Here is a 12,558-nt window from a genome sequence, read left to right on the forward strand (position 1 = left end):
CCCCCAAACGATGACCCGGAGCTAAACCCTTGGGCAGTAGGCACGACCGTGCTGTTTAAGGACAGAGCGACGATTGCAGTTACGGAAAGAGGACGGAGCAATTCCTTAGTCATCTCGAAAGCCTTGCCTCGAGGAAGCTGGTACCGCACTGTTCTCTATCTCTCTTTGCGCGTTCTCTCAAACACACGCGCAAATTATGAGCCCTCAAAACCCAGAAACTGGCGCAAGAACGCTGTGCAAGAGATAGTAGGTTTGTATACTGCTAGATTTTGCACAACGAAAGCGCCCAGGTCTTCGAAAAGGCTCTGGGCGCTATCGCTGTCTCTCTCTAAACGCCTCCGATTATCAGCCAAGGCTGCCCTCCGGAAGCTGAGGGGTTCTCTCTATCTCTCTCATGCGCTCTCTCAAACGCACAACAAAAGTATGAAGCATGCGGCTGGCACAGCAATGATGCGTGGCTGTTAGATCGCTGGGACTGCCTGTGCAATCACTGGCGGTTTATGGGCGCTTGCCGTTTGCCTCTAGTCCTTGCCCGTTAGTTGATGCGGTTGCCGCTTTCGCGGTCGAAGATATGCACGTTCGAGGTATTTGGCTTCAGCCAGATGGTTTCGCCGATGCTTTGATGGCTACGCGGTTCCACGAGCACACCGGTATTGCCACCCAGACGAGTAGTGGAGCTAAACACCGTGCCGTCCTCGCCAGTGAGATCGCCGTAGAGGTAAGACTCGTGGCCAAGTTCCTCAACATGGTGAATGACAAACTTTACGCCGCCTTCGCCTTCAGAACTCTGCTTCCAATCTTCAGGGCGAATGCCCACCGTAAGTGGACCTTCTGGCGCTTGCTCGAAACCCCAGCGGCGCAGAACGGAAGCGTCGATGTCGTAGAGGTTCATTGCAGGCGATCCGATGAATCCCGCGACGAAGGTATTAGCAGGACGGTCATAAATTTCCCGAGTTGGTGCTACTTGTTGCAGAACACCCGCATTTAGTACCGCCACGCGGTCGCCCATGGTTATAGCCTCTGTCTGGTCGTGGGTGACATAAACCGTCGTGGTACCGAGGCGTCGCTGTAATTCGGAAATCTGCGCACGGGTAGATACGCGCAGCTTGGCATCGAGGTTAGACAGTGGTTCGTCCATGCAGAACACCGCCGGTTCGCGCACAATAGCGCGCCCCATCGCTACGCGTTGGCGTTGGCCGCCCGACAAGTTTGCTGGTTTGCGGTCGAGTAGGTCTTCCATCTGCAGGATCTTCGCCGCTTCCTGAACGCGCTCCTTGATGAGGGCTTTGTCCATCTTCCGGTTTTCCAAGGCGAAGCTCATGTTCTGTGCAACGGTCATGTTGGGGTAGAGGGCGTAGTTCTGGAAGACCATGGCAACATCACGATCGGATGGGCTAACGCCCGTGACGTCCTTGCCGTCGATGCGGATGGAGCCGGAATCGGTTGGCTCCAGTCCAGCGAGCATGCGAAGACTCGTTGATTTTCCGCAACCAGACGGTCCGACGAGCACAAGGAACTCGCCGTCGGCGATGTCGAGGTTGAGCGAATCGACAGCGGGGCGTTCGGCGTCCTTGGAATAAATCCGCGAGACACCATCAAAAGTGACAGTTGCCATGGTTTCCTCTCAGTTCAGGTACGAAGACGGGGCGGCGAGATGAATTACTTCTTGATGACCGGCTTGACCTGGTTGTCGTAGATAGACTGCAGTGTCTTTTCCAGATCGGTTAGGGTCTTCTTGACGTCATCGCGGTTGGTAACGATCTTCTCGAAGGCACCGCCGATTTCCTGATCGGCGCCGGGGAGGAATACACGTGCGTAATCCTGTGGACGGGTATCCGGTAGCTGTTCAATAGCAGTCTTGAAGTTCGGGTTTTCTTTCATGAACTTCTTTTGCTCATCCAGTTCCATTGCAGTCTTGCGCACGGGCATGTAACCGACGTTCTGCGACCAGTAGGCAGTGTTTTGGTCATTGGTTACAAAGTCGATGAACTTGATCGCTGCGATTTGGCGATTCTTGTCGATGCCGGCTGGGATAGCCAGACCAGCTCCGCCGGTTGGGCAAGCACCATCGCCGTTTGGGTTAGGCAGGAACGCGGTGCCCAAGTCGAACTTGGCGTTTTCGGTGATGCCGCTGAGATCACCGGTGGACAGCACCGTGGCAGCGGCGCGGCCGGTGGAAAATTCCATCGCCATATCGTTGCCCACGTAGGAGTAGCCTTCTTTTTCATCGGTGACCTTCTTCAGCCACTCGACGGCTTCGATGGTCTTGGGATCAGTGAACTTGAGCTCCCATTCATCGGAGTATGCGCCGCCCTTGGACCACAGCGGCCCCTGGAAGATCCAACCCAGGTAGTCAACAGCATCGCCCCAGCCAAAGGCTTGCATATCGGGGTTTGCATCCGCGAGCTTTGTAGCCCACTTATCCATCTCGTCCCAAGACTTTGGTCCGCGGTCAGGTAGGCCAGCCTTCTTCCATGCGTCCTTGTTGTAGTAGAAGAGTGGAGTAGAGCGGGCAAATGGCAGTGCAAAGTGGCCGCCGTCGTAGGCGTAGTCCTCATACAGTGGCTGCACGTAGGAGGAAAGGCCGACGTTTGCTTCCTTGGCGAGCTCGTCGACGTTCGCGATCTGACCGTTGATAGCGAAGTTGTACCACCAGACGTCGGAGAGAACCACGATGTCGGGAAGGTCGCTGCCGGTCAGTGCCGCGTTAAACTTTTGGGCTGCTTCTTCGTAGTTCTTGCCGGCATCAATCAGGTTGATTTTGATGTCCGGGTTTTCTTTTTCGAAGCGGGAGATGATCTCGGTCTCGATGTCCTTCGAGGAACCCGGGTGGTTGGACCACCAGGTCAGCTCGGTGACTTCCCCGGAACCAGAGGAATTCTTCTTAGCTTGTGGGTCGGTGGAGGAAGTGCCTGCGCAGGCAGAAAGAGAAACCGAGGCGGTGCTCAGTGCAAGAACAGAGAGGAATGAACGGCGGTCCATGAATTAACTCCTTGTAGAAATAGAAAGACTAAACGGCGAGCGTGGTTGAGGTAGCCATCTGCGGCTATCCCTTGACGGCACCAGTGGTAAGGCCCTTGATCATGTATTTCTGAAGGGCCAGGAAGATGATGAGAATCGGAATGATGGTGAGGATGGTGGCGGCCATAACTGGACCCCAGTTGGTGACGCCGTCGTTGTTTTGCAGCATGGTTAGACCCACCTGAAGCGGCGCGACGTCGGCAGTATCGGACATCAAGAATGGCCACAGGTATTGGTTCCATTCGTTGACGATGGTGATCACTGCGAAGGCTGTCAACGTTGGCCAAGAGATCGGAAGCAAGACCTTTGTCAGCAGGCGAATAGGTCCAGCGCCGTCCATTCTTGCGGCCTCAACCAGTTCAAAGGGCAGCGATAAGAAGTGATTGCGCATCAGGAAGGTGCCGAATGCGACGCCAGCCAAAGGCACGATGATGCCTGTGAAAGTATTTCGCCAGCCCAGCGCGTTGACCAGTGCGTAATTGGAAATAACGGTGATTTCGGAAGGTACCATCAGCGCTGAAATGACTACTAGGAAGACGATGTTGCGACCCGGAAAACGCAGGATTGCCAGCGCATACGCAGAAATCACGCCAAGCACGAACTTCAGCACAGACAGCACAGCTGTGATGAGCACCGAGTTGCGCAGGTACGTCCAGAAAGGAACGCGGGTGGTTGCGTCTTTGTAGTTCGCGGTTTCCCAGCTGGGTGGAAGCCAATTTACTGGATCCGTGTAGATGTCGCCTTTGGCTTTGAAGGAGGTCATCAAAATCCAAAACAGCGGTAGGCCAACCAGCAGGAGGACAGCGACGATGCCGATGTATCCAAAAACTTTTTTGAGGGTGTTATCCATTTAGGCTTCGCTCCCATTAGTGGTTTTGCTTGTCCATGATGCGTACCTGAATCAAAGTGATGATTAGCAAGATCAAGAACATGATTGTGGCGGCGGTAGCACCGTAGCCAGCGCGGAAGTTCACGAAGGTCTCTTGATAAATCTGGAACACAAGAGTGGTAGTGCCGTTACCCTGTGGGCCGCCACGGGTCATTACGTTGATGATGTCGAAGACCTGTACAGAGTTCAGCGTCACTGTGATCGAAAGAAAGAATGTAGTGGGGCGAAGCTGTGGCAGCGTCACGCGGCGGAAACGCGTCCAAGTGGACGCACCGTCGATAGCCGCGGCCTCGTCCAAGTCCTTGGAAAGGCCTTGTAGAGCAGCCAAATAAATGACGAAGGTATAGCCCAGGTTCTTCCACACGAAAGTGAAAGTCACCATGAATAGCGCCCAGCCGGGTATGGCATAGAAGTTAGGACTTTCAACGCCTACCCAACTGAGCATCTCTTGAATAAGTCCGAAGTTGGGATCGAAGATGAACTGGAAAGCAATGCCGATGGCAGCTCCGGAAATTGCGAAAGGTGCGAAGACCACCGATCGGGTGAAATTGCGGCCCTTCAAGTTTTGATTGAGCAAGAGAGCTAGCGCGAGTCCCAATACCAGAGAGCCGATTACGGCAAAGAAAGTAAAGATGAGGGTATTCGCGATGATGGTCTTCGTATCGTCGCGCGTGAACCACTCAACGTAGTTCTGAAATCCTACGAATGCCGACGTTGGGCTCGAGATATTCCAGTTAAAAAAGGAAAGCCGGATATTGTCGATGAGTGGGCGATAGGTAAAGATTCCCAACAAAATGAGGTTGGGGGCTAAGAGTACTAGCGCGAGCCACCACTCTTGGCGCTTTTTCCCCTCTGCTTTCTTGCGTAAAGCAGCTGTATCGGGACTATGCTCCGATTGTTTAATAACCACTTTGGAGAAGCTAGGTTGGGAAGGTTAAAACCCGCTACCGGTGGGGTGAAAACTTGGCTAACTAAAGATGAATGAAAAAATACTCAAGAACTAAGGCAAAGTAGCAGCGCCTCCGCCCGAATCACGGGGTTGGCAAGATCGATGCCGCACAGGGCTTGGACCTTTTCGATGCGGGCGCGCACGGTGTGGCGGTGCACGTTGAGCTCGCTGGCAGCGGCGGCGAGCTGGGCGTCGGCAAGCAAGTAGGTGCGCAAGGTGCGCAGCAGCTCCGTATTGTGTGCGGCGTCATGGTGCTTAAGCTTTCCGACGATCGCGGCGCGGCGCTTTCCTAAGGCCTCGTGTACTGCAGATTCACCGAGCCAGGCGGGGGCGTCGGAGCTAAATTCCGCCATGGTTCCAGGAGGCAGGCTGCGAGCGTGGGCCTTCAGGGCCGTTACACGGTCGGTGCTGATTTCCTCCCACGGGGTGTCGCGGAGCACGGAAACCTGCAAGTTTTTGGAGTATCGGCCGAATAGTTCCTGCGCATCGATGGTTTCGGGAGGCAAGGCAATGAGTGCGCTTTCCGACGCCGTGCCTTCCAAAGGCAGCACGAAGCAGGCATAGCCGCCTTTGTTTGCGGCGCGGTGGACTAGCCCCAGCGCGCGGCTCAGGCGGGTGGGTGAATCAGCCTGCGCCAGGCAGAGGTGGAGACGGCCGTGGGAGGCCACAGAGTTGAAAGCGGCGTCTAAAGCCGTGGCGCCAAGCGCAGGCGTGGTGCCGGAGACCTGCGTTGCAAGGGCGAGAGCGCCTAAGATGATGCGGGCCGAAGAGTCGCGGTTTTGCAGCAGCATTTCCGCCAAGCCCGCAAGATGGCGGGTCAATGCGCGGTCATAAGAGTCGAATTTTTGCTCGCGGGATACCGCAAGCGCGATACGCCGTCGGCCGTGGGTATTAAACACGTTGGTGATGGTGGCGATCGTCGTGCCGTCTTTGGTGATGCTCGAGCGCGCGCCTGAGGTCCGTCCCGAGCTTTGGCTTGCCGCGGCAATAGCGAACTCAGCGGCGGAAAGCTCGCCTAAATCGTGACGATTGATGACGATTCCTGAATCGTTAGCCACGGCCACGGCAGCGCCGAGTTCTTTTGACGCACGCTCCAGCAGCGCATTAGTGCCATTCGACGCCGCCTGATTCAAACGCTCCTGTTGGCGGTGCAAGGTGAACTGGAGGTTGTTCTCGATGCGCGATTGCTCCGTAGTCACCGTATTGATGATCGAAATGAAAGGCGTGGCGCGGGGGACTTCAAAAAGCGTTAGGTGGTGGCGCGCCGCGGCGTCGATAAGCTCCTGCGGAACCGTGGAGAAGGTCAGGCCAGTGCCGAAGCCAATGGCACCTACGCCCGCCGCCGCCAGGGTGCGCGCATAGACGGAAAAGTCGCTGGGTGAGTGTTCGAAAGCTAGCCCCAAGGTCAGGATGATGGCGCCCTGAGTGGTGAACTCGCTGGGATCGCGCAACTCGCTGGCTTGGATGGTGGTGAATTCACGCGGGCCTTCGAGAATCGGGCGCAGGTTTAGTTTGCGCTGGTTAAACAGCCATTGAAAGCGAAGCTCGCTCATTGCCGGGTCCTTCTTGCAGCAACTCGTCGATAGACATAGTGAATAGTCTTTTCCTCAAAATATATACGCGATGTCCATGGCCTGCGACTAGTCGTGGCGTCCACAATGATTCACATCACAAAGCAAGACGATTGAAGGAGAATCATGCAGGAACTTGAATACCGCATCGAGCAGACCCGCCACCTCGCGCAGGAGGTCCCAGGACCAGCCAGCGCTGCTCTTGATGAGCGCCGCAAGAACGCCATCCCGGCTGGCATGGCGCCTGCGCTGCCGGGCTACGTCGTGGACGCTGATGGTGGCATCCTCGCTGATGCAGACGGCAACCGCTTCATCGACTTGGCGTCCGGCATCGCTGTTACCTCCGCGGGTGCTTCCAACCCGGCCGTCGTCAAGGCCGTGCAGGAGGCCGTCGCGCACTTCACTCACACCTCCTTCACCATCTCCCCGTACGAGTCCTACGTTGAGGTCGCAGAAAAGCTCAACGAGGTCACTCCGGGCGATCACCCGAAGAAGACCGCGCTATTCAACTCCGGCGCGGAGGCGGTAGAAAACGCCGTGAAGATCGCCCGCAACTACACCGGTAAGCGCGGCGTCGTGGTCATGGACCGCGCATTCCACGGCCGCACCAACCTGACCATGGCCATGACCGCAAAGCAGTCCCCATACAAGAACGGCTTTGGCCCGTTCGCGCCGGAAATCTACCGTGCGCCGATGTCCTACCCGCTGCGCGACCAGCTGTCCGGCGAAGAAGCCGCAAAGCGCACCATCACGATGATCGAGCAGGAAGTTGGCGCAGCCAACCTCGCCTGCGTTGTGGTCGAGCCGATTCAGGGCGAGGGCGGCTTCGTTGTTCCGGCTGAGGGCTACCTGCCGGCTATCCAGAAGTGGTGCAACGACAACGACGTCGTCTTCATCGTTGATGAGATTCAGGCTGGCATGATGCGCACCGGCACCTGGTTCGCTTCCGACCACGAGGGCATCGTCCCTGACCTGGTCACCATCGCCAAGGGTATTGCTTCCGGCATGCCACTTTCCGCTGTCACCGGCCGCGCGGAAATTATGGATGCACCGCAGCCAGGCGGCCTGGGCGGCACCTACACCGGCAACCCTGTTTCCTGCGCCGCAGCGCTGGCCACCCTCAAGGAATTTGAGGAGAAGGACTTTGGCGCCCGCGCGCTGAACCTGGAAAAGATTGCCCGCGAGGAGCTGGAGCCAATCCTGGGCGACGAGCGCGTGGCCGAGTTCCGCGGCCGTGGCGCCATGCTTGCACTCGAGTTCGTCACTGCTGATGGCGAGCCAGACTCCGAGCTCGTCCACAAGATCGCAGACGCTGCGAAGGCCGAGGGTGTCCTCATTCTCACCTGCGGTCTCGACCACAACGTCATCCGCTTCCTGCCTTCCCTGGCCATCCCGGAGGATCTATGGCGCGAGGCCCTGCAGGTAGTGGTCAAGCAGTTCAACGAGTACAAGTAAATCCGGGCTGCAGCCGAAAGGGTAGAAGCAAATGACAAACTTTGATTATTCGCAGGTTTCTGAGCTGTTGGGTTCTCTGCCAATTGGCCTTTGGCTGGAGGGCACGAACGTCGCAGCCACCGGCGGCGCCACTTTCGAGGTCCTTGATCCGGCAACGGAGGAAGTCATTGCCAACGTTGCAGATGGCACCTCCGCTGATTGGATGCGCGCGCTGGAGCTTGCCGACGCCGCGCAAAAGGAGTGGGCCGGTTTTGCGCCGCGCACGCGCTCTATCATCCTCACCGACATCTTCAACGCCATTATTGAGCGCAAGGAAGACTTCGCTCGCGTGATGACCCTGGAGATGGGAAAGCCCTACGCGGAAGCGCTGGGCGAGGTGGCCTACGGCGCTGAGTACATGCGCTGGTTCGCGGAAGAAGCCGTGCGCATTCCGGGCCGCTACTCCCAGTCCCCGGCAGGCAATGGTTCCATTACCGTCTCCCACACCCCGGTGGGCCCAGTGCTGGCAATCACCCCGTGGAACTTCCCGCTGGCCATGGCCACCCGCAAGATTGCCCCGGCCTTCGCCGCTGGTTGCCCGGTCGTGGTCAAGCCTGCGGCGGAGACCCCACTGACCATGCTGCTGTTGGGTGAGGTCATCGCAGAGGTATTCACTCGCCACGAGGTGCCGGCTGGTGTGTTCTCCATCGTGACCACCACGCAGTCGAGCGCGCTGTCCTCCGAGCTCATGGCGGATCCGCGCCTGCGCAAGGTGACGTTTACCGGCTCGACCGGCGTGGGCAAGATTCTGGTGCGCCAGTCTGCCGATAATCTGCAACGCACCTCCATGGAGCTGGGTGGAAATGCCCCGTTCCTGGTCCACGAGGACGCCAACCTCGACCTAGTGCTTGACTGCGCAATGCAGGCGAAGATGCGCAACGGCGGTGAGGCTTGCATCGCGGCCAACCGCTTCATCGTGCACGAGGCGGTGGCTGAGGAGTTCACAGAGCGCCTGACGGAGAAGATGGCTGCTATCCAGGCAGGCCATGGTTTGGAAGAAGGCACCACCCTCGGCCCGCTGATTAGTGCGAAGCAGCGCGACAGCGTGGCCAAGCTGGTTGAGCGCGCGCTCGAGCAGGGTGCTACCGCCACCACCGGCGGCGAGCGTCCGGATGGCGCCGGCTTCTTTTATCCAGCTACCGTTCTGGCGAACGTGCCTGACGACGCCGAGATCCTGCGCCAGGAGATCTTCGGGCCGGTAGCCACCGTGACCACCTTCTCCACCTTGGAGGAAGGAGTCGCCAAGGCCAACGACACCGAGTTCGGTTTGGCAGCCTATGCCTTCACCGAGAACTTCCACACCGCGGAGTACCTGGCGCACGCGCTGGAGGCAGGCATGGTGGGAATCAACCGTTCCGCCATCTCCGACGCTGCCGCTCCATTCGGTGGCATCAAGGAATCCGGCTTCGGCCGCGAAGGTGGTGCCGAAGGCATCGAGGAGTACATCTCCGTGCGCTACATCGCTAAGCCTTAGCGCTAACCGGCAAGCCTCAGCGAGCTGATTTTTCACAGGCATTGCCCCTTGGCGCCCTCACCTTTTGCAGAAAAAGGGGAGGGCGCCGAGGGGCCCAGTTGATCCATGCGCAGTTACTTATATTTCTATTTTAGATTCGGGAGAAAACATGACGGTTGTTGAAAAGACAGAAGGGGCTGCTCCGCAGGCTGCGAAGCCGGCCTTGAGTTTCGTCCAAGGCATTGCCCTTATCTTTGGCACCAACATTGGTGCAGGCATTCTTTCCATCCCCTATGCCGCGCGTAACGGCGGATTCATGGCGCTCGTTATTGCGCTTCTCGTGGCGGGTACCCTGACCACGATTTCTATGCTTTATGTTGCGGAAAGTGCGATGCGCACAAAAGCGCCTCTGCAGGTTTCCGGTTTGGCGGAGCACTATCTGGGGCAGTGGGGCCGTTGGCTGGTCTTTCTTGCCATCATTATTAACGGCGTGGGTGCTTTGATTGCCTATGCTTCTGGCTCTGGCCAGCTGATAAACAATATTTTCGGTGCGCCGCCGCTATTGGGAACGCTTATCTTCTTTGGTTTCGGCTCTTGGGTTATGTACCGCGGCCTGCACACCACCGGAGCTACTGAGGGGGCTATCACCGCCGGAATGGCGATTATCATCGCGATTTTGTGTGGTTGGACCTTCATTGGGCCAGGCATTAAAGCGGAAAACCTACTGGTGCTGCACCCATTTTTCATCGTTCCGATTTTGAACCTGGCTGTTTTCTCGTTCGTGGCGCAGTACGTCGTGCCGGAACTGGTGCAGGGAATGGATCCGGAAAAACCGCATGAGACCGCACGCGCCATCGTCGTGGGTATGGTCATCACCGGCTTTACCTTGGCGCTCGTGCCTTTCGCCGCGCTCGGCCTCCTTGGTATGGATGTGACCGAAGTCGTGACTATCGCGTGGGGTGAGAAGCTTGGGCCGGTGGCCTATTATCTGGCGAATATCTTCGCTTTAGCTGCAATGCTGACATCTTTCTTGGCAATTGGTTTTACCACGATGCGCAACATCTTGGACATGCTGCACTGGGAGGGAAGTAACCGCCAACGTGCGATTGGTGTTGCGCTGACGGTGCTGCCGCCGCTAGTTATTTCCGTTGTAGGGTTGGGCGGCTTTGTTGCCGCGCTGTCTTATGCGGGCGGATTTGCCGGCGCTATCATGTCGATCATTCCCGTGATGCTGTTGCATGCTTCCCGCAAGCATGGCGACAAGGAAACGCGATGGAATGTTGGCGTTCTTGCGCATCCGCTGATTCAGGGCGTCATCATCGTGGTTTATTTCTTGGCTTTCGTTTATTCGGTTCTCTCGATTGTGGGCCTGGTTCCGGCGGGCTGGGCTTAAGGAAGTGGCGTCGGCAAGCGCTCATGGATAGGGGGCAGGGGTGTTTGCCAAAAGTAATACCGGAATTTATTTTTCCAACCGGGCCTGACTATCAGCGCAGCGCATAGAAAAATAGAACGAACTTGACGGGACGCGCCGGACTGGCACTCATAGCCGCCGGACTCCTTCTGGGTGGCGTGTTCTATGACGCGTGTGCTCCAGGCGGTGGTTCTTCTAATGGTTCCTCCACCGGTTCTTCCGCAGGCTCTTCGCAGCAGTAGGAGTACCTAGGCAGCACTGACTTACAGGCCGTCGAAATAGAAAAGGGGCGGCTTCCAGATTCCGCAGTGCGGAGCTGGAAGCCGCCCTCCCTTTTATTCGTTTCTAACCTGCAGCGATGTCGTTGAAGAGATTAGTTCTCGACGTAGTACATCTGCTTGTTGACGAACTCGTCCATGCCCAGCGGGCCGAGCTCGCGGCCGAAACCGGAGCGCTTCACGCCGCCGAAAGGCAGCTCCTCGCCCTCACCGGCTGGGGTGTTGACGTTGGCCATGCCCACCTCGAGGCGACGAGAGATGGCCGCTGCGCGCTCGGTGTCCTTGGAAAAGACGGTGCCGCCCAGGCCGAACTGGGTATTGTTGGCCAGCTCGAGCGCTTCCTCGTCGGAGGAAACCTGGTAGACCACGGCAACCGGGCCGAAGAACTCCTCGTAGTAGATGTCAGAGCCGACTGGAATGTCGGTGATAACGGCGGGGGAGACAAAGGCGCCCTTGTCCGCCAGCTCGCCGCCAGCGCGCAGGGTAGCGCCTTCCTTCACCGCGCGCTGAATCTGATCGTGCAGGGTCTCCGCCGCCGCACGCGAGGACAGGCAGGAGTAGGTGCCTTCGCCCTGGGCGTCGGCAGGCGCTGCTTTTGCTGCCTGCGCGAGCTTGGTCAGCTCAGCCACGAACTCCTCGTAGATGTCTTCCATGACGATCATGCGCTTGTTGGAGTTGCAGGCCTGGCCCGTGTTGTACATGCGGGTCGTCCACGCCAGCTTGGCTGCTTCCTTGACGTCGTCGGTATCGAGAAGAATGTAAGGATCGGATCCACCGAGCTCGAGCACGGCCTTTTTCAGGTTCTGGCCTGCCTGTGCGCCCACGATTGCGCCTGCGCGCTCGGAACCAGTCAGGGAAACGCCCTGGATGCGTGGATCCGCGATGATTGTGGAAATCTGATCGTGGGTGGCGAAGATGTTGTTGTATACGCCTTCCGGAATGCCGGCGTCATCCATGATCTTCTGCACGGCGAGTGCGGAGCGAGGGCAGATTTCTGCGTCCTTTAAGACGATGGTGTTGCCGAGGACTAGGTTCGGGCCCACGAAGCGGGCAATCTGGTAGTAGGGGAAGTTCCACGGCATGATGCCAAGCAGCGGGCCGATGGGCAGGCGGCGGATTACCGCAGTGCCATTGGCAGAAGCCGGAATCGGCTGATCCTTGGTGAATTCCTCGCCGTTATCGGCGTAGTACTTGATGATGGCCGCTGAGAACTCTGCTTCCTCGATGCCTTCGGAGATAGGCTTGCCCATCTCTTCCGCGGCAATCTTGGCCAGCTCCTCCTTGCGCTCCGCAAAGAGGCTGGCGGCGCGAGCAACGATTTCCGCGCGCTCGGACATCGGGCGCGCACTCCACTCACGGTAGGCTGCGGCGGCCTTCGCCAGTACGCCTTCTACCTCGGCGTCGGTGGCGGAGTCGAAGGTCTCGACGATCTCGTCGGTAGCAGGGTTTTGAACTCGGTAAGTGTTAGACATTAATTCTCCTTATTGTGTGA

General features: G+C 57.8%; 9 protein-coding genes. 3 read left to right on the forward strand and 6 right to left on the reverse strand.

The window, feature by feature from the left end; translation table 11 throughout:
- Window positions 1-535: 535 nt before the first annotated feature.
- From QKB66_RS09690 to QKB66_RS09710, 5 genes are all read right to left on the reverse strand, one after another.
- Window positions 536-1,615, reverse strand: a complete 1,080-nt coding sequence (locus QKB66_RS09690; protein WP_414253196.1) for an ABC transporter ATP-binding protein — start codon at window positions 1,613-1,615, stop codon at window positions 536-538.
- 44 nt (window positions 1,616-1,659) lie between these two features.
- Window positions 1,660-2,982, reverse strand: coding sequence for an ABC transporter substrate-binding protein (locus tag QKB66_RS09695; RefSeq protein WP_414253197.1), 1,323 nt, complete (start codon window positions 2,980-2,982; stop codon window positions 1,660-1,662).
- Window positions 2,983-3,046: 64 nt separating this feature from the next.
- Complete coding sequence (locus QKB66_RS09700) at window positions 3,047-3,871, reverse strand: carbohydrate ABC transporter permease (RefSeq protein WP_414253198.1); 825 nt, start codon at window positions 3,869-3,871, stop codon at window positions 3,047-3,049.
- A 16-nt stretch (window positions 3,872-3,887) separates the two neighbouring features.
- Window positions 3,888-4,820: a carbohydrate ABC transporter permease gene (locus tag QKB66_RS09705; protein ID WP_414253199.1), complete on the reverse strand. Its 933-nt coding sequence runs from the start codon at window positions 4,818-4,820 to the stop codon at window positions 3,888-3,890.
- An 83-nt stretch (window positions 4,821-4,903) separates the two neighbouring features.
- Entirely contained in the window at window positions 4,904-6,412 is a 1,509-nt protein-coding gene (locus QKB66_RS09710; protein WP_248092312.1) for a PucR family transcriptional regulator, read from the reverse strand.
- A 144-nt stretch (window positions 6,413-6,556) separates the two neighbouring features.
- Between QKB66_RS09710 and gabT the strand changes: the two genes are divergently transcribed.
- The 3 genes from gabT to QKB66_RS09725 all read left to right on the forward strand — a co-directional run bounded on the left by gabT (window position 6,557) and on the right by QKB66_RS09725 (window position 10,770).
- Entirely contained in the window at window positions 6,557-7,885 is a 1,329-nt protein-coding gene (gene gabT / locus QKB66_RS09715) for a 4-aminobutyrate--2-oxoglutarate transaminase (RefSeq protein ID WP_311517692.1), read from the forward strand.
- Window positions 7,886-7,916: 31 nt separating this feature from the next.
- Window positions 7,917-9,398 carry an NAD-dependent succinate-semialdehyde dehydrogenase gene (locus QKB66_RS09720; protein ID WP_414253200.1) on the forward strand — a complete coding sequence of 494 codons (1,482 nt, stop codon included), beginning with the start codon at window positions 7,917-7,919 and terminating at the stop codon, window positions 9,396-9,398.
- Window positions 9,399-9,546: 148 nt separating this feature from the next.
- Window positions 9,547-10,770: an amino acid permease gene (locus QKB66_RS09725; RefSeq protein WP_248092302.1), complete on the forward strand. Its 1,224-nt coding sequence runs from the start codon at window positions 9,547-9,549 to the stop codon at window positions 10,768-10,770.
- A 391-nt stretch (window positions 10,771-11,161) separates the two neighbouring features.
- On the opposite strand, the gene QKB66_RS09730 is transcribed toward QKB66_RS09725, so the two are convergent.
- Complete coding sequence (locus QKB66_RS09730; RefSeq protein ID WP_248092299.1) at window positions 11,162-12,538, reverse strand: NAD-dependent succinate-semialdehyde dehydrogenase; 1,377 nt, start codon at window positions 12,536-12,538, stop codon at window positions 11,162-11,164.
- Between the last annotated feature and the right edge of the window lie 20 nt (window positions 12,539-12,558).

The sequence above is a fragment of the Corynebacterium sp. c25Ua_89 genome, from assembly GCF_047459735.1.
GTDB lineage: Bacteria > Actinomycetota > Actinomycetes > Mycobacteriales > Mycobacteriaceae > Corynebacterium > Corynebacterium simulans.

Bases quoted from the DNA above. Each gene is read 5' to 3' on its own strand.
- QKB66_RS09690 (WP_414253196.1), bottom strand. From the start codon at position 1,615: ATGGCAACTGTCACTTTTGATGGTGTCTCGCGGATTTATTCCAAGGAC.
- QKB66_RS09695 (WP_414253197.1), bottom strand. From the start codon at position 2,982: ATGGACCGCCGTTCATTCCTCTCTGTTCTTGCACTGAGCACCGCCTCG.
- QKB66_RS09700 (WP_414253198.1), bottom strand. From the start codon at position 3,871: ATGGATAACACCCTCAAAAAAGTTTTTGGATACATCGGCATCGTCGCT.
- QKB66_RS09710 (WP_248092312.1), bottom strand. From the start codon at position 6,412: ATGAGCGAGCTTCGCTTTCAATGGCTGTTTAACCAGCGCAAACTAAAC.
- gabT (WP_311517692.1), top strand. From the start codon at position 6,557: ATGCAGGAACTTGAATACCGCATCGAGCAGACCCGCCACCTCGCGCAG.
- QKB66_RS09720 (WP_414253200.1), top strand. From the start codon at position 7,917: ATGACAAACTTTGATTATTCGCAGGTTTCTGAGCTGTTGGGTTCTCTG.
- QKB66_RS09725 (WP_248092302.1), top strand. From the start codon at position 9,547: ATGACGGTTGTTGAAAAGACAGAAGGGGCTGCTCCGCAGGCTGCGAAG.
- QKB66_RS09730 (WP_248092299.1), bottom strand. From the start codon at position 12,538: ATGTCTAACACTTACCGAGTTCAAAACCCTGCTACCGACGAGATCGTC.